The sequence below is a fragment of the Halomonas sp. AOP7-E1-9 genome (assembly GCF_052376035.1).
Lineage (GTDB): Bacteria > Pseudomonadota > Gammaproteobacteria > Pseudomonadales > Halomonadaceae > Vreelandella > Vreelandella citrativorans.
The window spans coordinates 119,702-144,913 of sequence record NZ_JBQSVC010000002.1 but is presented as its reverse complement, the minus strand read 5'-3'; the positions used below and the strand labels follow the sequence as shown (position 1 = coordinate 144,913).

The 25,212-nt window shown below is 54.6% G+C and carries 21 protein-coding genes, 2 tRNA genes and 1 pseudogene; 9 read left to right on the top strand and 15 right to left on the bottom strand.

What is annotated here, in order from left to right:
- Window positions 1-130: 130 nt before the first annotated feature.
- The 6 genes from ACT3R4_RS02325 to puuE form a co-directional block, all read right to left on the bottom strand.
- Entirely contained in the window at window positions 131-1,111 is a 981-nt protein-coding gene (locus ACT3R4_RS02325; protein WP_193054408.1) for a TAXI family TRAP transporter solute-binding subunit, read from the bottom strand.
- Window positions 1,112-1,633: 522 nt separating this feature from the next.
- A complete protein-coding gene (locus tag ACT3R4_RS02320) occupies window positions 1,634-2,170 on the bottom strand; it encodes a DUF192 domain-containing protein (RefSeq protein WP_441677191.1) in 537 nt (178 codons plus the stop codon).
- Window positions 2,171-2,183: 13 nt separating this feature from the next.
- The gene (gene pyk, locus ACT3R4_RS02315) at window positions 2,184-3,653 is read right to left on the bottom strand and encodes a pyruvate kinase (RefSeq protein ID WP_193054406.1); all 1,470 of its coding nucleotides are present in this window, start codon (window positions 3,651-3,653) and stop codon (window positions 2,184-2,186) included.
- Between the two features lie 84 nt (window positions 3,654-3,737).
- A complete protein-coding gene (locus ACT3R4_RS02310) occupies window positions 3,738-4,229 on the bottom strand; it encodes an ureidoglycolate lyase (protein WP_172117448.1) in 492 nt (163 codons plus the stop codon).
- Between the two features lie 44 nt (window positions 4,230-4,273).
- Window positions 4,274-5,104, bottom strand: a complete 831-nt coding sequence (locus ACT3R4_RS02305) for a bifunctional allantoicase/(S)-ureidoglycine aminohydrolase (RefSeq protein WP_441677193.1) — start codon at window positions 5,102-5,104, stop codon at window positions 4,274-4,276.
- A gap of 11 nt (window positions 5,105-5,115) precedes the next feature.
- On the bottom strand, window positions 5,116-6,054 hold the full coding sequence (gene puuE, locus ACT3R4_RS02300) for an allantoinase PuuE (protein ID WP_172117446.1): 939 nt from the start codon (window positions 6,052-6,054) through the stop codon (window positions 5,116-5,118).
- A gap of 271 nt (window positions 6,055-6,325) precedes the next feature.
- Between puuE and ACT3R4_RS02295 the strand changes: the two genes are divergently transcribed.
- From ACT3R4_RS02295 to ACT3R4_RS02285, 3 genes are all read left to right on the top strand, one after another.
- Complete coding sequence (locus ACT3R4_RS02295; protein ID WP_193054403.1) at window positions 6,326-7,078, top strand: aspartate/glutamate racemase family protein; 753 nt, start codon at window positions 6,326-6,328, stop codon at window positions 7,076-7,078.
- Between the two features lie 143 nt (window positions 7,079-7,221).
- Window positions 7,222-8,580 carry an NCS1 family transporter gene (locus ACT3R4_RS02290; RefSeq protein ID WP_441677196.1) on the top strand — a complete coding sequence of 453 codons (1,359 nt, stop codon included), beginning with the start codon at window positions 7,222-7,224 and terminating at the stop codon, window positions 8,578-8,580.
- A gap of 65 nt (window positions 8,581-8,645) precedes the next feature.
- Window positions 8,646-10,124, top strand: a complete 1,479-nt coding sequence (locus tag ACT3R4_RS02285) for an NCS1 family nucleobase:cation symporter-1 (RefSeq protein WP_441677198.1) — start codon at window positions 8,646-8,648, stop codon at window positions 10,122-10,124.
- Between the two features lie 161 nt (window positions 10,125-10,285).
- Here the strand turns inward: ACT3R4_RS02285 and modF are convergent, their stop codons facing one another.
- Both modF and ilvC read right to left on the bottom strand, forming a co-directional pair.
- On the bottom strand, window positions 10,286-11,788 hold the full coding sequence (modF, locus tag ACT3R4_RS02280; protein ID WP_441677200.1) for a molybdate ABC transporter ATP-binding protein ModF: 1,503 nt from the start codon (window positions 11,786-11,788) through the stop codon (window positions 10,286-10,288).
- A gap of 125 nt (window positions 11,789-11,913) precedes the next feature.
- The gene (gene ilvC / locus ACT3R4_RS02275) at window positions 11,914-13,386 is read right to left on the bottom strand and encodes a ketol-acid reductoisomerase (protein WP_172117442.1); all 1,473 of its coding nucleotides are present in this window, start codon (window positions 13,384-13,386) and stop codon (window positions 11,914-11,916) included.
- Between the two features lie 195 nt (window positions 13,387-13,581).
- On the opposite strand from ilvC, the gene ilvY reads away from it, so the two are divergent.
- Window positions 13,582-14,460, top strand: coding sequence for an HTH-type transcriptional activator IlvY (gene ilvY, locus ACT3R4_RS02270; protein WP_441677202.1), 879 nt, complete (start codon window positions 13,582-13,584; stop codon window positions 14,458-14,460).
- 33 nt (window positions 14,461-14,493) lie between these two features.
- Here the strand turns inward: ilvY and ACT3R4_RS02265 are convergent, their stop codons facing one another.
- The 3 genes and pseudogenes from ACT3R4_RS02265 to ACT3R4_RS02255 all read right to left on the bottom strand — a co-directional run bounded on the left by ACT3R4_RS02265 (window position 14,494) and on the right by ACT3R4_RS02255 (window position 16,657).
- Entirely contained in the window at window positions 14,494-15,210 is a 717-nt protein-coding gene (locus ACT3R4_RS02265) for a GntR family transcriptional regulator (RefSeq protein ID WP_441677203.1), read from the bottom strand.
- 168 nt (window positions 15,211-15,378) lie between these two features.
- Complete coding sequence (locus ACT3R4_RS02260; protein WP_193057147.1) at window positions 15,379-15,777, bottom strand: phasin family protein; 399 nt, start codon at window positions 15,775-15,777, stop codon at window positions 15,379-15,381.
- Window positions 15,778-15,974: 197 nt separating this feature from the next.
- Window positions 15,975-16,657: pseudogene (locus ACT3R4_RS02255) on the bottom strand (glutathione S-transferase N-terminal domain-containing protein).
- A gap of 506 nt (window positions 16,658-17,163) precedes the next feature.
- On the opposite strand from ACT3R4_RS02255, the gene ACT3R4_RS02250 reads away from it, so the two are divergent.
- On the top strand, window positions 17,164-18,855 hold the full coding sequence (locus tag ACT3R4_RS02250) for an L-lactate permease (RefSeq protein ID WP_441677205.1): 1,692 nt from the start codon (window positions 17,164-17,166) through the stop codon (window positions 18,853-18,855).
- A gap of 115 nt (window positions 18,856-18,970) precedes the next feature.
- Here the strand turns inward: ACT3R4_RS02250 and ACT3R4_RS02245 are convergent, their stop codons facing one another.
- Together ACT3R4_RS02245 and glcC are read right to left on the bottom strand one after the other, a co-directional pair.
- Window positions 18,971-19,495 carry a gamma carbonic anhydrase family protein gene (locus ACT3R4_RS02245; RefSeq protein ID WP_441677207.1) on the bottom strand — a complete coding sequence of 175 codons (525 nt, stop codon included), beginning with the start codon at window positions 19,493-19,495 and terminating at the stop codon, window positions 18,971-18,973.
- A gap of 98 nt (window positions 19,496-19,593) precedes the next feature.
- Window positions 19,594-20,370, bottom strand: coding sequence for a transcriptional regulator GlcC (gene glcC / locus ACT3R4_RS02240; protein WP_441677209.1), 777 nt, complete (start codon window positions 20,368-20,370; stop codon window positions 19,594-19,596).
- Between the two features lie 213 nt (window positions 20,371-20,583).
- On the opposite strand from glcC, the gene glcD reads away from it, so the two are divergent.
- Genes glcD through ACT3R4_RS02220 form a run of 4 tightly spaced genes read left to right on the top strand, consistent with a single transcriptional unit; the run spans window position 20,584 to window position 24,882 of the window.
- Window positions 20,584-22,083: a glycolate oxidase subunit GlcD gene (gene glcD / locus ACT3R4_RS02235; protein ID WP_441677211.1), complete on the top strand. Its 1,500-nt coding sequence runs from the start codon at window positions 20,584-20,586 to the stop codon at window positions 22,081-22,083.
- Between the two features lie 17 nt (window positions 22,084-22,100).
- Window positions 22,101-23,201 (top strand): glycolate oxidase subunit GlcE, encoded by a 1,101-nt coding sequence (gene glcE, locus ACT3R4_RS02230; protein WP_441677213.1) that lies wholly within the window; start codon window positions 22,101-22,103, stop codon window positions 23,199-23,201.
- Window positions 23,202-23,215: 14 nt separating this feature from the next.
- Entirely contained in the window at window positions 23,216-24,451 is a 1,236-nt protein-coding gene (gene glcF, locus ACT3R4_RS02225) for a glycolate oxidase subunit GlcF (RefSeq protein WP_441677215.1), read from the top strand.
- 29 nt (window positions 24,452-24,480) lie between these two features.
- Window positions 24,481-24,882 carry a GlcG/HbpS family heme-binding protein gene (locus ACT3R4_RS02220; protein ID WP_087111863.1) on the top strand — a complete coding sequence of 134 codons (402 nt, stop codon included), beginning with the start codon at window positions 24,481-24,483 and terminating at the stop codon, window positions 24,880-24,882.
- A 90-nt stretch (window positions 24,883-24,972) separates the two neighbouring features.
- Here ACT3R4_RS02220 and ACT3R4_RS02215 read toward each other — a convergent pair.
- Window positions 24,973-25,049, bottom strand: a tRNA-Asp gene (locus ACT3R4_RS02215).
- Between the two features lie 56 nt (window positions 25,050-25,105).
- Window positions 25,106-25,181, bottom strand: a tRNA-Val gene (locus ACT3R4_RS02210).
- Window positions 25,182-25,212 lie beyond the last annotated feature (31 nt).

Below are 25,212 nucleotides of genomic sequence, written 5' to 3'. Positions count from 1 at the left end.
GCTTGCCCTGCCTAATGGTCAGCGCTGACAATCAGCGCTTTCAACAAGAAGCGCGGACACCCGAGGTGCCCGCGCTTAAACTTCAAAAGCAATCACTATTGATCCTGGCTAATAGCGTCACACTAGGATCTTATTCGATCCAGCCACGCTCGCGGTAGTAACGTGCAGCGCCATCGTGCAGCGGTGCAGTTAGACCGTCAGAAATCATGTCTTCTTCGTTAAGGTTTTCGAACGCCGGGTGCAGGCGCTTGAAGCGATCAAAGTTATCGAATACCGCTTTAACCGTTTCGTAAATAACCTCTTCATCCACGTCAGTCGATGAAACGAAAGTGGCTGCTACACCGAAGGTTTCAACGTCTTCGTCGTTACCACGGTACAGACCACCGGGGATCACAGAACGCGTGTAGTAAGGATACTCTTCGATCAGCGTATCGATTTCATCACCAGTGACCGATACCAGGTTCGCATCAATCGTGGTGGTGGCTTCCTGGATGGAGCCATTCGGGTGGCCTACCACATAGACCATCGCATCGATGTTGTTATCAGACAGAGCTGAAGCCTGTTCCGCCGCATCCAACTGAGATGCCAACGCGAACGTATCTTCGTCCCAACCAAACGCTTCCATGACGACATCCATGGTGTTGCGCTGGCCAGAGCCTGGGTTACCGATGTTAACGCGCTTACCCGGGAAGTCGCTGATATTGTCGATACCCGCATCCGCACGCGCGACAACGGTAAGAGGTTCACCATGCATGGTGAATACCGCACGCATGTCACCCCAGGGGCCTTCTTCTTCAAAGTTGGCTTCGCCGTTGTAAGCACGGTATTGAACGTCAGACTGGACAACGCCCATATCCAACTCACCGCTTTTCATGCCATTCACGTTGGCAACAGAGCCGCCTGTAGAAGGCGCATTACAGCGAATACTGTGCTCTTCGCTGCCACGGTTAACCATACGGCAGACCGACTGGCCTACGACGTAGTAAACACCGGTCTGGCCGCCTGTGCCGATTGTAATATAGCGCTCTTGAGCAACAGCGGGGGCAGCAAACGTAGCTGCTGCGATCAACGCGCCAGAAAAAGTGGCGGTAGAAAACACATGGCGATTCATGGATACACCTCTATCTTGATGTTGTGAGCGTTATGCGTTTTGGAACCACCGATGATCTGTTCCCTCGGGTGATTTTTCGTCCAAAACGTTTTCAAGACAAACTGTTATAGTTCGACATCCTGAAGTGCCGACCTTAACTACTTTAGCGAAAAAACCGCTAATTAGCGAAGCCAATACGTGGCTTCAAGGATACGAGCGGCGCCTATTGAAACACGACTCTAACGCTGCGTAACGTTTAGTCACCGTTAATTGCTATGCCTCTTTTGCATAGGGGGTATGAGATAAGCAACCAAACTTCCCGAAAACCTGCCTGGCCCGTCAAGGGGTTGGTGGCTTAATAAGGTATAGCTCAATAGGCAGGGGTAGCCAAATGCCCCTGGGCGCTAAAGCCCGCACAGAGGCTCCCTGAGGTTCGCTACCTACACGCCGGCAACGACCAGAACCACCCACGCCCTAAGCGTGGTGTGGTTCCTTTTTACCGATTCTTATGGCGATACAAGCGCCGTCGCGCCTTGAAGAGACCTACTGATCGATGGGCTTGCAGAAGCCAGCTTGATCCGGAATCGAAATACAGTCGCCCACTTTAATGCCGCGTTCAGCGAAGTAGCCGCCATTGACCTCAAGGGCCGCCCAAAATGCAGCACCTGCCGGATAGGAGGGACAATTGGCCGGAACACTGGACTCACAGGGAGGCATGGTGTTAATTGCTACGATACGCCCCTCCTGATCGATAAACGCGATATCCAGCACAATGCGCGTGCGGTACATCCAAAAAGTGTTGCCAGCAGGCTGCTCGCTCTCAAAACGGAACAGCATGCCGCGGTTTTCAGGCAGCGATTCACGCTCCATCAACCCTCGCTGACGCTGCGCCGCGCTTTTAGCCACTTCCACTTCCAGCCGGTGTGGGCCTCCGTCATTATGAATAGCCAAGGACAGTAAATCGCTCTCTGGGTCAGCGCCCTCGGCCCAGGCGAGCGCGCCCCAAACCGTACCGGGAAGCAGCGCGACCAAAGGCAAACCTAACGCAGCTTTTAGCATAAGACGACGAGTCGGGTTCATGGAGGCAGGTCCTTTAATCGGTAGGCTGGTCAATCGTCATGACTTTCATCGTATTGGTACCGCCATGAGCATTCATGTGATCACCCCGTGTCAGGATGACATGATCCCCCGGCTCGGCAAGCTTATGTTGCACCAGCAGTTCCAGCGCACGACGATTAAGCTCGGTCGCACTCATTTCTGAGGTATCAAACGGTAGCGACACGACGCCACGATATAGCGCCATACGCCGTTGGGCGATGGGGTTATGGGCAAGGCCGACAATCGGCAAACCAGAACGGATGCGCGAGGCAATCAAGGGGGTATAGCCGGAGGCGGTCATGCAGGCAATCGCGGCCACACCGGTCATATGGTTGGCGGCGTACATCGCAGAAAGGGCAATGGTTTCATCGGGGCGAGTAAAGCCTTCATGAATCCGGTGGCCCGACTCTTGTGCCACCTTTTCACGCTCAGCGCCCAAACAGACACGCGCCATGGCTTCCACGGTTTCCACCGGATAGTCGCCTGCGGCAGTTTCCGCTGAAAGCATCACGGCGTCACTGCTATCCAGCACGGCATTGGCCACATCAAACACTTCAGCGCGGGTAGGCAGCGGCGCCGAGATCATGCTTTCCATCATTTGAGTGGCGGTAATCACCGCACGGTTGAGCGAGCGGGCGCGTTTGATCATGCGCTTTTGCACGCCCACCAGTTTGGCGTCGCCAATCTCAACCCCCAGGTCGCCTCGGGCCACCATCACCGCTTCAGAGGCTTCGATAATGCCGTCAAGCGTTGCCTCATCGGCCACAGCCTCGGCACGCTCAACCTTGGCCACTAGGCCAATCTCCTTGCCCTCTTCACCCAGCAGACGGCGCGCTTCCAGCATGTCTTCGGCATGGCGCGGGAAAGAAATCGCCAGGTAATCAACGCCAATCTCAACGGCGGTTTTTAAATCCTGTTTATCTTTATCCGTTAGCGCCGGGGCAGAAAGCCCACCGCCCTGTTTGTTGATGCCTTTATGATTGGAGAGTTTGCCCCCCACTACCACGTGGGTATGAACCTGCTGGCCTTCTACGCGGGTAACGTCCAGCACCACACGGCCGTCATCCAGCAACAGGCGGTCGCCAGCGCCCACATCCTGAGCAAGGGTTTTGTAGTCGCAGCCCACTTGATGAACGTCGCCTGCATCACTGTCCATCGCCATATCCAGCACAAACGGCTGCCCCTCTTTCAGGGTCACCATGCCCTCTTTAAAGCGGGCAATGCGAATCTTGGGGCCCTGGAGGTCCCCCAGTGCTGCCACACTGCGCCCCAGCTTGGCAGCAATTTCGCGCACCCGTAAAAGACGCTGACGATGATCATCGGGCGTGCCGTGGGAGAAGTTCAAACGTACGACATCTACCCCCGCTTTCAGCATTGCCTCCAAAACGCCCTCACGGTCACTGGCGGGCCCCAGGGTGGCAACAATTTTGGTACGGCGAAGCGGGATATGTGTCTGTGCGTTCATAGTTTTCCTAAACAATCACGGGGTTTGTCATTAGCCTATCAGTATAAGACCACCAGGATGACAACCGTAAGGCGTGTGCACAAGTTATTCGCGTAAATCGACCGTAATTTCGAGCGAATACTCTTCGCAGTTATTACCTTCGCCGCCGCGATCCACCACTAAGAACTCGCCTTCACGCTCAAGCACCGACTGTATCGCATGCCAAGTGCCTGCTCGGTAGTTAACGCCCTGACGGCCGTCGGTAACAAACGCACGCACTGTCTTTGGATCAATCGTCTCGCCTGGCGGTGCGACCACCACAATAAAGCGTTCCTGATGCAGCGGCATAAATGCCTGGCTGCCCAGTGGATGGCGCTCTAAAAAGGTTAACTCAAGCGGTAAGGAAACGGGCTGACTCACAAACAGATTGATCAGCGTGTGGGCGTTTTCACCCAGGGTTTGCACCTTCGCCAGGCCGTGATGGCGCTGGGTACGCCCGGCGTTAATGGCAAACGAGGGTGACTCGCGCGCGTCGATGACCTCGCCAAAAGGCGCGAAGGCCTCACGCGTCAACGGCTCGGCGGTGAGAGTCAGCATGCAGGCCTCCTCATGGCTTTCTTCATTTCAACGAAAACTTCATTTCAGCGAAAGAGCTTGAGCTTTGCGTGGCGGTTGACGTCCTTGTAAAGCAGGTAGCGAAACGGTCCCGGGCCGCCGGCATAGCAAGCCTGAGGGCAGAAAGCGCGCAACCACATGAAATCCCCTGCTTCCACTTCCACCCACTGCTGGTTTAGGTGATACACCGCCTTGCCTTCCAGCACGTAAAGGCCGTGCTCCATGACGTGGGTTTCATCAAACGGAATGACGCCGCCGGGCTGGAAGTTGACGATGGTGACGTGCATGTCATGGCGCACATCGTTAGGGTCGACAAAACGGGTGGTCGACCAGCGCCCTTCCGTGCAGGGCATCTCGCTGGGCGTGATCGCCTGCTCGTTGGTGACGAAGGCTTCCGGTACATCAAGGCCGTCCACGTACTCGAAGGCCTTGCGAATCCAGTGAAAGCGAACGGCTTCGCGGGATTCATTGCGCACTCGCCACTCCACCCCCGGCGGAATAAACGCATAGCCGCCCGGGGCCATGGCGTGGCGCACGCCGTCCAGACTCAGCGACAGCTCGCCCTCGACCACGAACAGCACACCTTCGGCATCCTCCTCAGGCTCAGGCTTGTCGCTTCCGCCGCCGGGCTGCACTTCCATGATGTACTGGGAGAAGGTCTCGGCGAAGCCGGAGAGCGGTCGCGCCAGCACCCAAGCGCGGGTACCCTGCCAAAACGGCAGGTTACTGGTGACGATATCGCGCATGACGCCTTTCGGGATTAGCGCGTAGGCTTCGGTAAAAACGGCCCGATCCGCCGTTATTTGGGTTTGCGGTGGATGCCCACCTTGAGGGGCATAGTAAACCGGATTGCTCATTGAATGGCCTTTTATGAGGTAACGGGCGGATGGTGTTTCGCCCAGTGGCGGGCGATATCGACGCGTCGAGCGACCCATACGCGATCATGGGTCTCTATATAGTCTAAAAAGCGCTGTAGGGCGCGGAAACGTCCCGGGCGTCCCAGCAAGCGGCAGTGCATGCCGATAGAGAGCATCTTGGGCGCTTCTTCCCCCTCTTCATACAGCACATCAAAGGCATCGCGCAGATACGTAAAGAAGTGATCCGCCGTATTGAAGCCCTGCGGCGCAGCAAAGCGCATATCGTTGGTGTCCAGCGTATAGGGCACAATCAGATGAGCGTGATCACTCCCCTGGCTGTCGGTAACGGTCGTCCAAAAGGGCAGATCGTCGCCGTAATAGTCACTATCGTAAAGAAAACCGCCTTCATCCATAATCAGCTTACGGGTGTTGGGGCTATCGCGCCCGGTGTACCACCCCGCTGGCTTCTCCCCGTATAAGCGCTGAAATATCTCCACGGCTTTTTGCAGGTGTTCACGCTCAATGTGTTCGGCTACTTCTTGGTAGTGAATCCAGCGGTAGCCGTGACACGCGACCTCATGCCCCAACTCCTTGAATGCCTGGGCGACATCAGGGTTTCGCTCTAGCGCCATCGCCACACCAAATACCGTTAAAGGCAGCCCCCGCCGCTCAAATTCGCGAAGAATACGCCACACGCCTGCCCGAGAGCCGTACTCGTAGATCGACTCCATGCTCAAGTGGCGGTCAGCGTAACTGGCTGCGCCGATGATCTCGGATAAAAACTGCTCAGAGCCATTATCTCCGTGCAGCACGCAGTTCTCCCCACCCTCTTCATAGTTGAGGACAAACTGTACGGCGATTTTGGCCTTGCCTGGCCAGTTGGCATGCGGCGGTGTACGCCCATAGCCTTTTAAGTCACGCGGATAGCAGAGGTCAGTGGTTAGCGTCATCAGCGGGCCCTTCGGTTATCACCAAGCGTATAAATTCAATTAATTGACCATTATTGTATACAAAATAAACATATTAATAGCCCACGGCAATATTCCCAGGAATGGCTGATCAACCCATCGTATCTCTTATAACTTAAAAAGCGCCAAACCTGAGCGTGTAGACGAATCTATTAGCCTTTTTAATGAGAGTAAAGGCCTTGCTCTTGGCGATAAAGCCCCCTATTTTTGTATACAAGATACATCGGATCGTTTACCTACAGGATCGCGTGCTGTGCACATACATATTATTAACCCCAATACGACGGCATCCATGACCCAAGCCATTGGGCAGGCTGCTGAGCTTTACGCTTCTCCGGGGACCCGCATAAGCGCGTCTCAACCTGAATCAGGTCCGGTTTCCATTGAGAGCCATTTTGATGAAGTGGTAAGCGCGGTAGGCGTGGCCGAAGAAGTACTTAAAGGTGAGCAACAAGGCGGTATTGATGCCTATATTGTGGCCTGCTTTGGCGACCCTGGTCTGCTTGCCGCGCGTGAAGTAACCCGTGCCCCGGTGATTGGCATTGCTGAGGCAGCCTTCCATTTAGCCACGCTAATCAGCACGCGCTTCTCCATTGTTACCACCCTGGGGCGTACCGGCATTATTGCCGAGCACCTGCTTGAGCAGTACGGCTTTCGCCACCACTGCCGACGCATTCGAGCCGCTGAAATTCCGGTACTAGACCTTGAGCACCACCCCGATGCGGCGTTTACCCGAATTGTCGAGGAGTGCTGCCGCGCCAGGGACGAAGATGATATCGGCGCCATCGTGCTGGGCTGTGGTGGTATGGCGAACCTCACCCAACAGATTAGCCACGAAGTGGGTATTCCCGTCGTTGAAGGTGTAAGCGCAGCCTTGAAGCTTGCAGAATCCCTGGTCGGCTTGGGACTGCATACCAGCAAACATGGCGACCTTGCTTACCCACGCCCCAAACCCTTTACCGGTAAGTTTGCCGCCCTATCAAACCTTCCATTGCCGCTTAAATAGCACGCTCATCAGAAGGTCAGAAATTCGTTAATCAGTGCATTCGTAAAAGAACCAGAACGTCCAGTAGTACGCCATGCCGCAAGCATCTTTCAGGCTACAACCTGAGAAACCAACAATACTCATAATCTTGCGAGGACGACATCATGAGCATTTCAAATGCTGCTCTTGCGTCAGAAGACGCTTCTACAGCGCGCACTAAAGCCCTGGGGGAGGAAAGCCTGGCCCCCCAGGGTACCCGAATTATGGGGCGAGGCTCCTACTTTCTGGCCTGGTTTGGTGGGTGCGTTTCCATCGGCACCTTTGCCATGGGCTCAAGCGTTGTCGGTACGTTAAACCTGCTACAGGCAACGCTTGCCATCGCCATCGGGTGCTTTGTCATCGGCATTGCACTGGCGATTAACGGTGCAGCGGGCTACAAATACGGCATTCCGTTTATGGTGCAGGCGCGCAGCACATTTGGGTTTACCGGTACGCGTATTCCCGGCCTGGTTCGCGCGTTACCTGCCGTGGTGTGGTACGGCTTTCAAAGCTGGATTGGCGCAGGCGCACTCAACATGGTGTCAGCAACCCTGTTCGGCTTTGATAACCTGGTGTTTTACTTTATTACCTTCCAATTCCTGCAAATCGGCCTTTCGGTGATGGGCTTTCAAGGTATCAAGTGGCTGGAAAATATCGGCAGCGCGTTTATTTTGGCCTCGCTGATGTACATGTTTTACGCCACGGTGCAGCGCTATGGCGATGAATTATCCGCCAGCCTGTTCACCATGGAAGGCTCTTGGGGCATGCCATTCTGGGGCGCCACCATGCTCTTTTTAGGCATCTACAGCACCATGATGCTTAACGTCAGCGACTACTCGCGTGAGCATAAAAAAGGCACGGCCCAGAGCCTGCTTACCACCATTTACGCCATGTCGATTCTACCCTGTACGCTGTTTATGGGCCTGATCGGCTATATGGTGTCGGAAGCTACGGGCACCGCAGACCCCATTCAGGTGTTTGCCAATGCCGTGGATAACACGCCGCTACTAATGACCACTCTGCTGTTTATCGCCTTTGCCCAGGTCACGACCAATGTACTGAACAACGTGGTGCCGCCTACCTATGTACTAATGGACATCTTCAAGATCAAGTTCCCGGTCGCGACCGTCATTGTCGGCCTGTTAGCGTTTGCCACCTTCCCCTGGAAGCTGGTTCAACCGGGCTCGGCCGCCGGTTTACAGCTGTTTGTCCAAACCTACTCGGCCTTTCTGGGCCCCATCTTTGCCATTCTGGTGGTGGATTACTACATCATCCGCCGCCGCACGTTGGATATCAGCAAGCTCTACGATCCCACCGGCCCTTATCAAGGCGTCAATAAAGCGGCTCTCGTTGCAACCGCGGTGGGCATCCTGGCAGCACTCTTTTTCTCTGCGGTCTCCTGGTACGCCAGTTTAATTCCCGCCGGCCTTACCTATTACCTGCTGATGAAACACTGGCCCGCCTGCCAGCGTTTTACACGCTAACCCTCCCCAATCCGACGGCTGCCTACGTGCAGCCGTGCTGACGATTAATGCAGAGAGAGCCTGCCATGCATGAGCAACCGCCTAACAGCGATCTTGATATCAAGCAGTTCGATCCCTCGCTTTATAATGAAGATCTGGCCCCCTTAAAGCCCCAGGCACGCACCTGGGGCGCATTTGAAATCTTTAACGTGTGGTCCAACGATATCCAAAGCCTGTTTGGCTATACCCTCGCGGCATCGCTATTCCTCACCTATGGCTTGAACGGCTGGGCAGTGATGGCAGCGATTATTCTAGCCGGTGTTATTGTCATGTTTCTGGTGAACCTAACGGGCAAACCAAGCGTTAAATACGGCATCCCCTTCCCAGTGATGGTGCGCGCTAGTATGGGGGTGCGCGGTGCCAACCTTCCCGCCATGCTACGCGCGATTGTGGGTATCTTTTGGTATGGCGTGCAGACCTATTTCGCATCAACGGCAGTCGCCCTGCTGATTACCGCCTTTATCGGGGCGGGCAGCGGCACGACCTTCCTGGGCCTTTCTGGCGTCGCATGGGTGTCATTTGTGATCGTGTGGCTTTTTCAAATCGCGATCTTCTGGCAAGGCATCGAGCGGATTAAGCACTTTTTGAACTGGGCAGGCCCGCTGGTGTACGTGGTTATGGTCGTGCTGATGGGAATTGTCTGGTTCCAGGCAGGAGACGAGTTGCTGCCCGCCATTGGGACCATCTTTAGCGGCAGCGGTGAGCAAAACGTGGGCGCCGTGGGCGCGTTTCTTGCCATTGTAGGCACCATGGTGGCCTACTTTGCGGCCGTGGTGATCAACTTTGGCGACTTTACCCGCTTTGTAAAAACCGAGCGGCAAATGAAGCTGGGCAACCTGCTTGGGTTACCGCTTAACGTGGCGTTTTTCTCGTTTATCGCGCTTATTATTACTGCCGGTACGCTGGTACTGTTTGGCGAGGCGCTCACCAACCCCGCCGATATTGTTGAGCGCGTTGATTCATTACCGCTGACCATCATCGCCGCCCTCACCTTTTTTGCCGCTACCGTGGGCATTAACCTGGTCGCCAACTTTATTCCGCCGGCTTATGACCTGGCCAACCTCTTCCCCAGCAAAATCAGCTTTAAGGTGGGTGGCTTGATAACCGCCGTTATCGCCTTCTTTGTGGGAGCGCTGTGGATCTCGGTGATTAGTCAGATTGGCATCCCCGGCTTTGTCAATGCCCTTGGCGCTATTGTCGCGCCGTTCTATGGCATTATTGTGGTGGACTACTACCTGATTAAGCGCCAACACCTCAATATGCAGGAGCTATTCTCCTCAGCCCCTGGCAGCGCGTACTACTACACAAACGGATGGAACCGCCGCGCCTTACTTGCGTTTGGCTGCGCAGCGCTGTTCTCGCTCTCCACGGTGCTAGTCCCTGCCCTTTCAAGCCTGGACGGCTACGGCTGGCTCATTGGTGCAGGATTAGGAGGCGCGTTCTACTTTGGCTTGATGCGACAGTTTAAGGCAGCACCCACCCTTACCCAGCAGAAGGCAAGTTGAGGTGAGTGAGCTTTAACGAATGTTTCAGGAACTGGTGATTTAAAAACTGGTGATTTAAAAACTGATAATTTAAAACTGACAGTTTAGGCAATTTGAAAGCGCCATCAGCTTTGTGCCGATGGCGCTTTTTTAGAGTGAGGCAGCAACGAAAACGTCAGCGCCTAGTGGTTTTTCTCAAGCGTTAAATGGTTGTCTATTTCCTTTATTCTGTCTTCCGTGTGGTGATTGACGTAGAGCACCGTGGTTTCCTTGCCTTCACAGATTTTCTCGATGAGCGCAAGAACGAGCTGGCGGTTCATGTCATCAAGGCCCAGGCAGGGCTCGTCGAGTATTAGAAGCGGCGGGTGCTTCACCATGGCACGGGCAATCAGTAGCAACCGCTGGTCGCCGTAGGAAAGCTTATTGAACGGCTGGTCGGCACGCGTTTTCATACCCAGTAAATCAAGCCATTGGTCGGCAATCTTTTGCTGATTATCGGTAGATTTTGTGTAAACGCCGATACTATCAAAAAAGCCCGAGATGATGACGTTCCTGCAGCTAGTGCTGACACGATACTCCCATTGCAGGGCCGTGGAGACATAGCCAATAAACTGCTTGATCTGCCAGATACTTTCGCCGTTACCGCGCTGGAAGCCAAACACGAAAATATCGTTGGTATAGCATTGCGGGTGGTCTCCCGTGATCAAGGACAATACGCAGGTTTTACCGCTGCCGTTAGGACCACTCAGTTGCCAGTGTTGCCCGCGTTCGATCGTCCAGTCGAGCGAGTCCACAATGACGGTATCGCCGTATTTAATCGTCGCTTGCTTGAGCTTCACTAACGGCTGGTTGGGGTCGAGCGCGGGCAACTGATGGGCAGGGTCGGCCTCGGGCACGCTTAGGTCAGTCGTTTTCAAATGCAGCAGTTGGTAAAGCTCGTTGAAGGCGGCCTCATCCTGGCGGTCTACTGTGAACGCCAGTCGCCCACCTTCCCTACGCGCTCTATTGCCTTGCTTTTTATTCTCTTGCGCCGGGTCTGGCCGGTCCTTATCCAGGTAAGCCACGTGAGTGATGAAGTCCGGCATTTCGTCGAAGCGATTGAGCACCATCACCATGGGGACGCTTTCGATAATAGAGGCAAGATGGGCTTGCAGCATGGCGAGCGTGTCGACGTCCAGGCCATCGAACGGCTCATCTAGAATGAGCAGATCGGGCTTGTTAGCCAGCGCTCGGATCAGCATAACTTTGCGGGTTTCACCCGTGGAGAGTTTGCGAAAGGCGCGGTCGAGGAGTGTCGTTAGGCCGAATTTTTCAACCAGCTCGCCAGCGAGTTCGGCATCTTGGCAGTGCTCGAAAATCATTTCACTGACCGGCGTGCCAAGCGACACGACATCCATGATGTCGGCATCGTCTTTTTTCAGCTCTTCTGCGATAAGCTCGGCCTGCACTTCAAAAGAGACCAGCCCGACGCGCTCGGGAAGCCCTTGAACAGTGCCCGCTTCAATCTTGCCAACGCCAGCCAGTGCCGCCGCCAGGGCCGACTTACCGGAACCGTTAGCGCCGGTGATGACCCAATGCTGGTGAGGTTCGATGGTCCAGTCAATCTCGCTTAGGGTGAAGCGATCATCAAAACTGATCGTCGCATTGTTTAGCTGAATGCTCGCCAAGCGGGTTGAAGGCTCCATGAACATGTTCCTTACATTGGTAAAAAATCAGGGTTCGGAAAGTCTTTATCCAGGGACAAAAAAGCCGAGCATATCGTGGTGGATATCTCGGCTTTCCATTGACTAGCTAACGGTTAACCCGTGGGTTAAACGATCTTCTTCATATCCGCCATGTGGCCACGCAGCACGGCGCCAACAGCTTCCACCGGGTGAGCGCGAAGCGCATCGTTGACCTCGATCAATCGTGCGTTATCGACACCGTTGTCGTCCAGATCAAGGCCTTTACCGATGACATCGGATTTAATGCCCTTCATGAAGTCTGCCAACAGCGGCACACAGGCGTGGTTGTACAGGTAGCAACCGTACTCTGCGGTATCAGAGATCGTCGCGTTCATTTCGTACAATTTCTTGCGCGCGATGGTGTTCGCGATGAGCGGCGTTTCGTGTAGCGACTCGTAGTAGGCAGACTCGGCAATAATGCCCGCTGCGGTCATGGTTTCGAACGCAAGCTCAACGCCCGCCTTCACCATGGCGACCATCAAGATGCCGTTGTCGAAGAACTCCTGCTCGGAAATTTCAACGTCGCCAGCAGGCGTTTTCTCGAAGTTGGTTTCGGCAGTGTCTGCACGCCATTTCAGAAGGTTAGCATCATCGTTTGCCCAGTCTTCCATCATCGTGCGGGAGAAGTGGCCGCTCATGATGTCGTCCTGGTGCTTGTTGTACAGCGGACGCATGATGTCTTTCAGCTCTTCCGCCAGATCAAAGGCCTTGATCTTGGCCGGGTTGGAAAGACGATCCAGCATGTTGGTCACGCCGCCGTACTTAAGCGCCTCGGTGATGTTTTCCCAGCCGTACTGAATCAGTTTGGAGGCATAACCTGGCTCAATACCCTCTTCGATCATTTTATCAAAGCAGAGGATAGAACCGGTTTGCAGCATACCGCAAAGAATCGTCTGCTCGCCCATCAGGTCGGATTTAACTTCCGCGATGAAAGAGGACATCAACACGCCCGCTTTGTGGCCGCCAGTGCCCACTGCGTAGGCTTTCGCTAGCGCAAGCCCTTCGCCTTTGGGATCATTGGCTTCGTGCACAGCGATCAAGGTAGGAACGCCGAAACCACGAACGTATTCAGCACGCACCTCAGAACCCGGGCACTTGGGCGCCACCATGATGACGGTCAGGTCATCACGCACCTGCATGCCCTCTTCTACGATGTTGAAACCGTGGGAATAAGACAGGCAAGCGCCTTCTTTCATAAGCGGCATGACAGCGTTCACCACTGCGGTGTGCTGCTTATCCGGGGTCAAGTTCAGAACCACGTCCGCCGTCGGGATCAGCTCTTCATAAGTACCCACCACGAAACCGTTTTCAGAGGCGTTCTTCCAGGACTGACGCTTTTGCGCAATGGCTTCAGGACGCAGTGCGTAGGAAACGTCCAGGCCGCTGTCGCGCAGGTTCAACCCCTGGTTGAGACCTTGCGCGCCACAGCCAATCACTACCATTTTCTTGCCTTTCAGCGCGTCGACACCATCAGCAAATTCTGAGCTGTACATGAAACGACATTTTGCAAGCTGAGCCAGCTGTTCGCGTAGCGGCAAGGTATTGAAATAGTTAGCCATCGTTTACATCCTGATTAAGTATCATCACGCTATCGATGCACGACACACCGACACGAAAAAAATGACACAGCCGCTCAATACGGGATCCAGCGCTATGTAAGTGAATCCAATCTAACCAAAAACGACTATTTCTTAAATTGATATATTTGCAACAACACGTCCCTATTTTCACAAAACGCTATTATCATGGCGCTTATGAACTTTAAACTTTTGAAACAATTCCTCGCGCTGGCCGAAACGCTGCATTTCGGCCGTGCAAGCGATGAGTGCTACGTCAGCATTTCTGCGCTTTCGCGCAACATCCGCCATTTGGAAGACGAACTGGGCGTGTCGCTGTTCAACCGCGACAACCGGACCGTGGTGTTGACTCAGGAAGGGCAAAAATTCCTCAAATATGCCCGCGATGCCAGCAGCCAATGGAATTTGATTCGTCATGAGTTAACCGACAATCTTGACCAATTAAGCGGTGAAATCAGTTTGTATGGCTCGGTGACGGCAAGCTACAGCTTTTTGCACGAGCTGCTTCGCCGCTTTCGTATCGCCTACCCGGCCATTGAAATCAAACTGCGCACCGGTGACCCGGAACACGCCATTGCGCACGTACTGGATGGTAAAGAAGACCTTAGCATTGCAGCAAAGCCTGCCCATCTACCGCGAGGCTTGGCCTTTAAGCCCATCGCTACGTCGCCGTTGCTGTTTATTGCCCCGCTGGAACAGCAAGTGCCGAATGCGCCAACCGGCACACCATTCACACCGGCAGAATGGGCGAACACGCCCATGATTCTATCGGAAAGCGGCGTCTCCAGAGCGCGTGTAGATGAATGGTTTCGCAAGCTGGACATCGCGCCACGTATTTATGCCCAGGTCACCGGTAATGAAGCCATTGTCAGCATGGTGAGCTTGGGCTTTGGCATTGGCGTGGTGCCTAAAATCGTCCTCGACAACAGTCCATTGGTGGGTCGCATTCGAGTACTCGACGTAGCGCCAGAACTAGCGCCCTACGATATTGGCTTGTTTACCCTGAAGAAGAACCTGAAAAACCCGCTGGTCGAGGCGTTCTGGAGCTTGATGTAAGCCCTGCTCGCGGCGTTAGCGATTAAGCTCGCCTCAGCCCCCAAATATCTGCTGTAGATCCGGGGCGCTCTCCTCTTCTTCGACCATGGAGAGCGAGGCTTCAATCGCTTTTAGGTGGCGGCTCATAAAGGCTTTGGCGCGTTCGCCGTTGCCGGATTCCAGATAGCCGATCAGGTCGTCATGGTCGTGGGATTCGCAGCCCAGGTGGCCACGGTGGCCATATACCGCAAGAATAAGCGATGAGCGCGAGCAGAGGCGTTCTACAAATTCGGCAAGCGTGGCGTTGCCAGAAAGCTGGGCGAGGCGCACATGAAAATCTGCTGACAGGCGAATGGCGGTGCTCTGTTGACCACTACGCAGCGCGTGACGCTCCTCGCGGGCCATCTCGCGCAGTTCAGCAGCTTCTTTTTCACCGATTCGCTTTGCCACATCGGGCATTAATCCGCACTCGACAAGCTGGCGGGCATCGAAAACATCCTTGGCTTCATCGGCGGTGGGTCGGGTAACACTGGCACCGCGGCGGGGCGTTAGGGTTACCAATTGCTCCAGCGCAAGACGCTGTAAAATCTTGCGTATGCCGGTACGGCTAATGCTAAACACGTCAGCAAGCGCATCTTCACGCAGCCTGGCACCGGGTTTTAGGCGCTGTTCAACAATCGCATCACTTACCGCACGATATATAGCATCGTGACGTTCATCGCCCTCTTTTTCTGGAGCAACCCGCTTCGCGGTCGCCTGCGCATCACTCATGTGGCTCTCCTATCGCCTCCTTACATTTGCATCGCGTCATGATATCGCGCTTGGCCTTGCCTGGGTGGGCGATATTACATGACGTTCGGCTAATGATGAGCAATAAAAAAGCGCTGCGTCCAGAGGACCGCAGCGCTTTCAGCGCCATGCAAATGGCTTAACAGGGATCTACTTTTTTGCCGACTCTGCTGACTTCTGAACGTTATCAGCCGCTTTCTGCGTGGTATTGCTCGCCTTCTGGACATTTTCTTCGGCCATTTTGGCGCTGTCCTGCATAAAGCTCTGGCTGATAGAGGTGACTTTTTCAGAATCCCCTTTCACCCGCTCCATGAAGTCACTGGCAACGCGCTGCTGGCTTTCCATGGCTTTCTTAAAGCCATCGGCATCTTTAACTTCCAGCCAGGTGCGTGCTTGGGAAATGGTCATATCTGAGTAAGCGCGGGCAGCATCAAGTTGAGCACCCATCAGCTTTTCATAGTAATCAAGCGCTGCATGCGTGTAAGAACGCATGGGTGATACAAAGGCAGACTCGAACTGTTGGGTGTTATTCTCTGCAGTCTTCATCATCACGACATCTCCTTGAGTTAGCTAGCAGGCCGCCGCCCGTTAGTCGTGGAGGCGCTGCTATTGCGTTGGCATTTGCCGCTGCTGTACGTAAACCTAGCAGCGCCTTTTGTGCATCGCAACATGGTTTTTTATATTCTCGTGCGCTACATGCCTCTACAGCTCTCAATATGATTTTAAATCAGCAGGTTATTCGATTTTTAATTTAAATCACGAATCGTGATTGCCTGGCGCGCAACCCCATTATGAGCATCCAGCATACGCGTAAACCACTCAGTAACCGGATCATCGGGTTCGGTCATCGGCTCGAGCGAGACGGTGTGGGTCCACATCATGCTTCCAAACAGTAAGTAATCGATACCGCTGGGTGTTTCGCCATCTAGAAAAGGACTGCCATGTAACTGATCACGTACCGGCGCCAGCACTTGGTAAAGCTGCTGCTTGCCCTGCTCGGGGTTATGCACATCTTCCAGGCGTGCCCCAAAGCGCGCTTCACGGGTTTTACGAAAGTAATCACGATCATCAGGGTGAATGGCGGCCAATAAATCCGGTGCAACGCTACGAAACAGGGCAGGCGTTACGCTGCGCTCGACATAGTATTTAAAAAACAGCGCGCGTTGGTACGCCACTCCTTCACCCAAAACAGGGGCATCGGGATAGGCTTTATCCAGGTAGCGCATTATCTTAAAACTATCGGTAATGACCTGATCCCCATCGCACAGCACCGGGACTTTATCGTAGTCGGCGAACGCCAGCGCCTGCTTGTCCTCAAACCGCCAAGCGATGGTGTTATAGGCCAGACCTTTATGAGCAAGCGCCAGCAATAGGGAGAAAAACGCAGTCGTTCGTCACGGCCACACAGGTCATAGAGCGTACGTGTCATGTTTTTGCCCTTACCGTTAATGAAAAGAGGAAATTTAAAAATGGCGCATTCATCGCCATTGAGCTTAAAGCACTGGCTGGAGAAGTAGCGAGTCTCAGCACTGTCTTTTAGTCTAATAACGACCCTCTTCAATGAAGCTTAAAAACAATTAACAACACATATAAAACAATCATTTATAATTCACGCAAGGGCTTATATAGACCTTACAAACTTGCCCCTTTTGGCAAGACCTGTTTCGTAATAGTGTTATTATTTGCTCTGAGCCGTATCTTTTCAATGTTGCGCTTAGGAAGCCTCTGATTAACGTAATGAGCACAGGTCAGACAAGGCAAAAATCAACGAAAAAGCGGAATTTACAATTTGTAAATGAGCATTTTGATCGGACTCGCGCACGAGATGATTTTTAACGCAGTATGACCAAGCGCAATAGTTAATCAGAGGCTTCTTAGCACTTAAACCATTAGACAGAGATAGCGCATACCCATAAATAAAAAGGCAGTTTTCTTATGAACGAAACAACACTTGCTCTTCTGGCTTTTTTGCCATTACTGCTGGCAGGTATTTTACTCGTTGGTTTTAAAATACCGGCCAAAATAGCGATGCCGATTGTATTCCTCACCGCAGCCACTATTGGGCTGACGGTTTGGGATATGTCATTTAGCCGCGTGGCCGCCTCGACTATCCAAGGCCTTATCCAAACAGCAGGCCTGCTGTGGATTATTTTTGGCGCCATTTTGCTGCTCAACACCTTGAAGCATTCAGGGGGCATTACCGCTATTCGCAATGGTTTTTCAGGCATCAGTCCGGACCGTCGCGTTCAGGCACTGATCGTTGCCTGGCTGTTTGGTTGCTTTATTGAAGGCGCTTCTGGCTTCGGCACCGCCGCCGCCGTGGCCGCACCGCTAATGGTTGCCTTGGGCTTCCCGGCACTTGCCGCGGTCGTAGTGGGCATGATGATCCAATCTACCCCGGTGTCGTTCGGCGCCGTGGGCACGCCTATTATCGTGGGCGTGGGCAGCGGGCTGGACCGCGCGGGCATAACGGCACAATTGGAAGCGGATGGCTCCACCTGGGGCACATTTTTCCAACTGATCACCAGCGAAGTGGCTATTACGCATGGCATCATCGGCATCTGCATGCCGCTGATTTTGGTACTGGTGATGGTGCGTTTCTTCGGCGCCAACCGCTCCTGGAAAGAGGGGCTTTCGATTGTACCGTTTGCCCTTTTCACCGGCATTTCATTTGTGATTCCTTATATGCTGGTGGGCGTTTTCCTGGGCCCGGAATTTCCCTCCATGATTGGTGCCATGGTCGGCCTGGCGATTGTTGTACCGGCAGCGCGTAAAGGCTTTTTACTTCCCAAAGATACCTGGGATTTTCCGGAATCAACCTCTTGGCCGGATGAGTGGATTGGCAACCTGCAAACCAAGCTTGAAGATGTGGCCGGAAAAGCCCCGATGTCTACTTTTATGGGCTGGGTTCCCTACGTATTGCTGGCGCTGTTCCTGGTAGCTTCACGAACCATTGAACCGCTGCGGGTGGCACTCACCTCTATCAGCTTGAACTGGAACAATATTCTAGGCGAAACGGGCGTTAGCGGGGGGGTACAGCCGCTTTACCTGCCAGGCGGGATTATTTTGGCGGTAGTGATCGTGACCTACTTCCTGCACAAGATGAATCCGAGCAAAATAAGCGCGGCGGTATCAGAATCCACCAAAACGATATTGGGCGCAGGCTTTGTATTGATTTTCACCGTACCCATGGTACGTATTTTGATCAATTCAGGGGTTAACGGGGCGGACCTGGTGTCAATGCCGGTAATGATGGCGCAGGCAGTTGCTCATGGCATGGGCAACATTTATCCCTTCTTCGCCCCCACAGTGGGCGCCATGGGTGCCTTTATTGCAGGTTCCAATACGGTTTCTAACCTGATGCTGGCAGAGTTTCAATTTAACGTCGCCCAAACGCTGGGCGTTTCAACTGCCATGATGGTGGCTCTGCAGGCAGTCGGTGCCGCTGCGGGTAACATGATTGCGATTCACAACGTTGTGGCGGCTTCTGCGACCGTTGGCCTGCTGGGCCGTGAAGGTACGACCATTCGTAAAACCATTATTCCCACCATCTACTATCTTGTCTTCGCGGGTATTATTGCGATGGTAGCGTTCTATGTGATTGGCGTTACGGACCCACTTATGTAGAACATCTGATTAGCGTCACCATTTACAACACCCCAAGCCCTGCCTTGGGGTGTTGTGCTTTAAAGAAAAGTACGCGAAAGGAACGTCGTTAGAAAGCTACGCATTAGTTGATGTGCTAATCGATGCGTTTTAGCGAGGTTGCATGCTGCTGGCCGCGTATAACATAGCTTTGCGCGTTTAGCTTAAGCCCTTCTATGGCATCAGGAGAAAGCGTGCGTACTACCCGCGCAGGTGAGCCCACAATCAGCGAGTTGGGCGGAAACACAGCGCCCTCTTTAATAAATGCCCCCGCACCTACCAGGCTGTTTTCGCCGATCACCGCGCCGTTAAGCACCACGGCTTGAATACCGATCAAACAGCCATCGCCTACGCTACAACCATGCAGCATGGCCTGGTGGCCCACCGTGACACCGCGCCCCACTTTGAGAGGATATCCTGGGTCGGCATGCAATACCGCGCCATCCTGAATATTGCTCTCTTCGCCTATTTCCAAAAGGTCGCTGTCACCGCGCAACACCGCTTGATACCAGACGCTGGAGCGCGCTTTTAAGGTTACCTGCCCTATCACGTCTGCGGTTTCAGCAACGTACACGTCGTCATGAATATCAGGCTGGTGCTCACCGAACTGGTAAATAGCCACATCGCTCTCCTTTGATTATTGTCATCGCCTAGGCTAGCGTCTGTGTCAGCCGCTGAGCAACGTGAATCTTTTAGCCAGGTATTTTCATCAGCAAAGCATTACCACGGCTCCATACGCATGGCTGAGCGCTCCAGACGTTCGCTCTCTACTTCCAGCTCCCGTAGCAGCTCGGTAATGCTGGTGAGATGCTCCAGCGCCACCCGCCTGGCCTGTTCGGCGTCGCCGGCGACAACCGCATCATGCAGCCAGGCATGCTGGCGGTTGATCATTTCACGCGGGCCCGTACGGTGGTAAAGATGCTTAACCGAGGCAAATACCGAACTTAGCAGCAGGTCGGTCAGGCTTTGCAGTGTATGTACCAGCACCGGGTTGTGCGATGCCTGGGAGACGGCGAGATGAAAGGCGTGGTCAAGCCGCGCCAGCCGCTCAACGTCAATGCACTCGGCGTGCTCGGCATAATCCGCCAGCTCCTGGTAGCGCCGGGTAATCAACACGCGGTCCATGGAGGTACCTCTCGTCGCCGCCAAAAAAGCCGACTCTCCTTCCAGCAGAGCGCGCACTTCGAGCAGATCAAACAGCGTGCGTGGGTGATCATGGAACAGGTGCATCAACGGGCTTTTATCCTGCATGGGGAGAAGCGATGCCACGGTTGAGCCATGCCCTTGGCGAGTTTCAATCACGCCTCTGCTACGCAGAATGCGCAGACCTTCACGCAGCGAAGCTCTGGATACTTTAAGCCGCTCGCAGAGGCGCCGTTCAGAAGGCAGCAGTTGGCCTGGCCGAAAGACGCCATCCAGAATCAAGCGCTCCAAACGGGCGGCAACATGGTCAGGCGTACGCAGGCCAAGCACAGGTTCTTGATTGGAAAAGGACATCTGTTTTCTCTCATCCAGGCGCTGGTTGGTCGCCCATGGCAAGGTAAGATTTACCCGTTGGCAAGCAGGCGGCAGCGCGTTTCAACATCGACTAATTACTGGTCTGACCATTGCACCACACCCTGGACAGCCGCACAAAAAAAGCTCAGACTGATGCCATAGCGAATTGACCGTGCGGTTACCTTTAACGATAAAAAAACCAGAGAAGTTGTGATGAATATTCTCTTTGATGAGCGCCTTGACGGCGAGTTGGTCCACCGCGATAAAGCCGAGGTTTTAAGCGATATACAGCAGGCAGTGCCCTCCATGACCCTGCTGCACCGGGAAGAAGACCTGCGCCCTTTTGAGTGCGATGGCTTGGCGGCGTACCGGGTGCTACCCATGCTGGTGGCGCTGCCCGAGAACCTTGAGCAGGTTGAAGCCCTGCTAAAGCGCTGCCACGCACTGGATGTGCCCGTAGTGACGCGCGGAGCGGGCACCGGCCTTTCCGGCGGCGCACTTCCGCTTGAACAAGGTGTGCTGCTGGTAATGTCGCGTTTTAATCGTGTTTTAAGCGTTGACCCGGACGCCCGCCTGGCGCGCGTGCAGCCTGGGGTACGCAACCTGGCTATTTCTGAAGCGGCCGCGCCTTACGGGCTTTACTACGCCCCTGACCCGTCATCTCAAATCGCCTGCTCAATTGGTGGCAACGTGGCAGAAAACGCAGGCGGCGTGCACTGTTTAAAGTACGGGCTCACGGTGCATAACGTACTCCGTGTTGACGTGCTCACTATTGAAGGCGAGCACATGACGCTGGGCGCCGAGTCGCTGGATGCGCCGGGGTTTGATCTTCTGGCACTGATGAATGGCTCAGAGGGCATGCTCGGTGTGGTGACTGAAATTACCGTTAAGCTGTTGCCCAAGCCGGAAACCGCCAAGGTCTTGATGGCAAGCTTCAACGATATTGAAAAAGCGGGCCGAGCGGTGGGCGACATTATTGCCGCAGGCATCATTCCAGGCGGGCTGGAAATGATGGACAGGCTAGCCATTAAAGCGGCTGAAGATTTTGTTAAAGCAGGCTACCCCATGGATGCTGAAGCCATTTTGCTGTGTGAGCTGGATGGCGTTGAGGCAGATGTAGATGACGACTGTGAAACGGTACGTCGGGTACTCGAAAAGGCAGGCGCCACACAGATTCAACAGGCCCGCGATGAGGCTGAGCGAGCCATGTTTTGGGCCGGACGTAAAAATGCCTTCCCAGCGGTTGGCCGTATGTCGCCTGACTACTACTGCATGGACGGCACGATCCCTCGCCGCGAATTGCCGCGCGTACTCAAGGGCATCGCCGCACTTTCTGAACAGAGTGGTCTGGCCGTGGCCAACGTGTTTCACGCAGGCGATGGCAACATGCACCCGCTGATTCTGTTTGATGCCAACAAAGAGGGGCAGCTTGCGCTTGCCGAGGACGTTGGCGGCAAGATTCTGGAGCTTTGCGTGGAAGCGGGCGGGTCCATTACCGGCGAGCACGGCGTGGGGCGCGAAAAAATCAATCAGATGTGCAGCCAGTTCCAGGCCGATGAGATTCGCATTTTTCATGCGCTAAAAGCCGCGTTTGATGCAAAGCGCCTGCTCAACCCCGGTAAAAACATCCCTACGCTTGCTCGCTGTGCCGAATTTGGCGCCATGCATGTGCATAACAATGAATTGCCGCACCCGGAGCTTCCGCGTTTTTGATGGCATAAGGAACACTCATGACCGATCTAGCGATTAACGCCGCAGACCGCGATATCTCTGAGCGCCTGTGTGACCAGGTGCGTAACGCCTATGAAACGCGCACGCCACTGCGTATTGCAGGGGGGAACACTCGTGCGTTTTATGGCCGCCCTGTGGAAGGCCAGCCGCTGCACATGGCAGAGCACAGCGGCATTGTCTCTTACGACCCGGTAGAGCTGGTGGTCACCGTGCGGGCGGGCACACGATTAAGCGTGCTTCAGGCAGCGCTTGCCGAACACCATCAAATGCTCCCCTTTGAGCCGCCCTCCTTTGGTGAGAACAGCACCATTGGCGGCGCCGTAGCCACCGGGCTTTCTGGCCCCCGGCGCCCCTGGGCGGGTGCCGCACGCGACTTTGTGCTCGGCACACGCATTATTACCCAAGAGGGCAAGCTGCTGCGCTTTGGTGGCGAGGTGATGAAAAACGTGGCGGGGTATGATCTTTCCCGCTTAATGACCGGTGCCCAAGGCACGCTTGGCGTACTGGCCGACATCTCCTTTAAGGTGCTGCCTGTTCCCACCGCAAGCCACTGTCTGCGCCTGTCACTAAGCCTTGAAGAGGCCTTACACAAACTGGCTGAACTTGGCCGCGAGCCGCTTCCCATCACTGCCGCCGCTTGGCACGCAGGCGAGTTATTTATTCGCCTGGAGGGGGGCGAAAGCTCGGTAAAAGCGACCCGTGAGCGCCTGGGGGGCGAACCGCTGGAGGCCAGCTTTTGGGCCTCGCTGCGTGATCATACCCATGACTTCTTTAAGTACCGCGATGCCCCACCGCTGTGGCGCCTTTCACTCCCTCCGAACACTGCCCCGCTTGCATTGGATATTCCCCAGCAAGATATCTTTTACGACTGGGGCGGCAGCCAGCGCTGGGTAAAAACCACCCTCGATGCAGCAACATTACGCAAGGCATGCCAGGCCGCCGGCGGGCACGCTACCTGCTACACCCCGCAGGCGCAAGGTGGGGCCGCTGAGCCCTTTACGCCGTTAAACAGCGTGGTTGAAAAGTATCACCGTAGGCTGAAAACGGAGCTGGATACTCACGCTATTTTTAATCCCGGTCGTCTTTATGCGGCGCTTTAATCAGGAGAACTGATATGCAAACGCATTTTACCGATGCGGATCTTCAAAAGCCGCATATTCAGGAGGCGGAGCGCATTTTGCGCACCTGCGTACACTGCGGTTTCTGTAACGCGACCTGCCCCACTTACCAGTTGCTGGGCGATGAGCGTGACGGCCCCCGCGGGCGCATCTACCTGATGAAGGAGCTGCTGGAAAGCCGCGACGACGATGACCAGGTCACCGCAGAAACCCGGCTGCACCTGGACCGCTGCCTAACCTGCCAGAACTGTGAAACGACCTGCCCTTCCGGGGTCGAGTATCACAAGCTGTTAAATATCGGCCGCGCTGAAATTGAGCGTCGGGTACCGCGCCCGCCAGCCGAGCGTGCCCAGCGCTACGCACTGCGTAAAATGATGGTGGAGCCAACGCGCTTCAAGGCGCTGCTTAAACTGGGCCAAACCTTCAAGCCGCTGGTGCCAGGCAAGCTACGCAATAAAATGCCAGCCGCGCCCGTTGATGCCGGCAAACGGCCGGGCAGTACGCAGCATACTCGGAAAATGCTGATGCTAGAGGGATGCGTGCAGCCTGGGTTATCGCCCAACACCAACGCCGCCACAGCGCGGCTGCTGGACCGACTGGATATTAGCTTAACGCCCGTCACAGAAGCGGGTTGCTGCGGGGCCATTGACTTTCACCTCAACGCCCAGGATGACGGCCGAGCACGCATGCGCGCCAATATTGATGCCTGGTGGCCACATATTGAGCAAGGAGCGGAAGCCATTGTTCAAACGGCCAGTGGCTGCGGGGCATTTATCAAAGAGTATGGCTATATGCTCAAGGATGACCCGCGCTATGCTGAAAAGGCCCAGAGAGTCAGTGCGCTGGCAAAAGACATTGTTGAGATACTTCGCGAGGAACCCCTGGACGCCCTTCAGGTAAAAGAGACTCAGCGGCTGGCCTTTCACTGCCCCTGCACGCTACAACACGCCCAGAAGCTTAACGGCGCGGTTGAAGGCGTATTAACCACGTTAGGGTTTACGCTGACCCCGGTGCAGGATGCTCATCTCTGCTGCGGTTCAGCGGGCACCTACTCGGTCACCCAGCCGGAACTGGCCACACAGCTGCGCGACAATAAGCTCAATGCCCTGGAGGCAGGCAACCCAGCGCTTATCGTAACGGCTAATATTGGCTGCCAAACGCACCTGGCAGGCGCGAACCGGACGCCGGTTCGTCACTGGGTCGAAGTGGTAGACGCCGCACTTGCTCAATAACATCCATTAACCAACCAACAGGAAATGCCATGCAAACCAAAGCCGTACTGACGCTTACCGATATCAACAAGATACTTGATGCCGCGCAACAAGAAGCGGACAACAACCGCTGGCCGGTGACGATTGTGGTCACTGACGATGGCGGCCACCTGCTGGCGCTACGTCGCCTGGATGGAGCCGCGCCCTTTAGCGCGGAAATCGCCTCTCATAAAGCGCGTAATGCCGCTATTGGCCGCAAGGAAACGCAGGTGTTTGAAGAGATGATTAACGGTGGCCGCACTGCATTTGTTTCCGCGCCCTTCCCTGGCTTATTGTCAGGTGGCGTTCCGGTGATCGTCGATGGGCAAGTGATCGGCGCGGTAGGCATTTCCGGTGTAAAACCTGAGCAGGACGTCCAGATTGCCAAGGCAGGTGTTAGCGCGGTTGCCTGACTGGCGTAACCAACCCGTGCACATACGAAAAACCCCGGATCAATGATCCGGGGTTTTAGAATTCGTTCGGTATAAACCGAAGGTGCTTAATGGCGGACCGGACGAGACTCGAACTCGCGACCTCCGGCGTGACAGGCCGGCATTCTAACCAACTGAACTACCGGTCCACATATAAGGCACTTAACGCGGTATTACAATGACAACCATTTAAAAGGACTTTAAATGGTGGGTGGTACTGGGTTCGAACCAGTGACCCCCAGCTTGTAAGGCTGGTGCTCTCCCAACTGAGCTAACCACCCAGGGTGTTGATCTTTAATCAACGAATCTGCA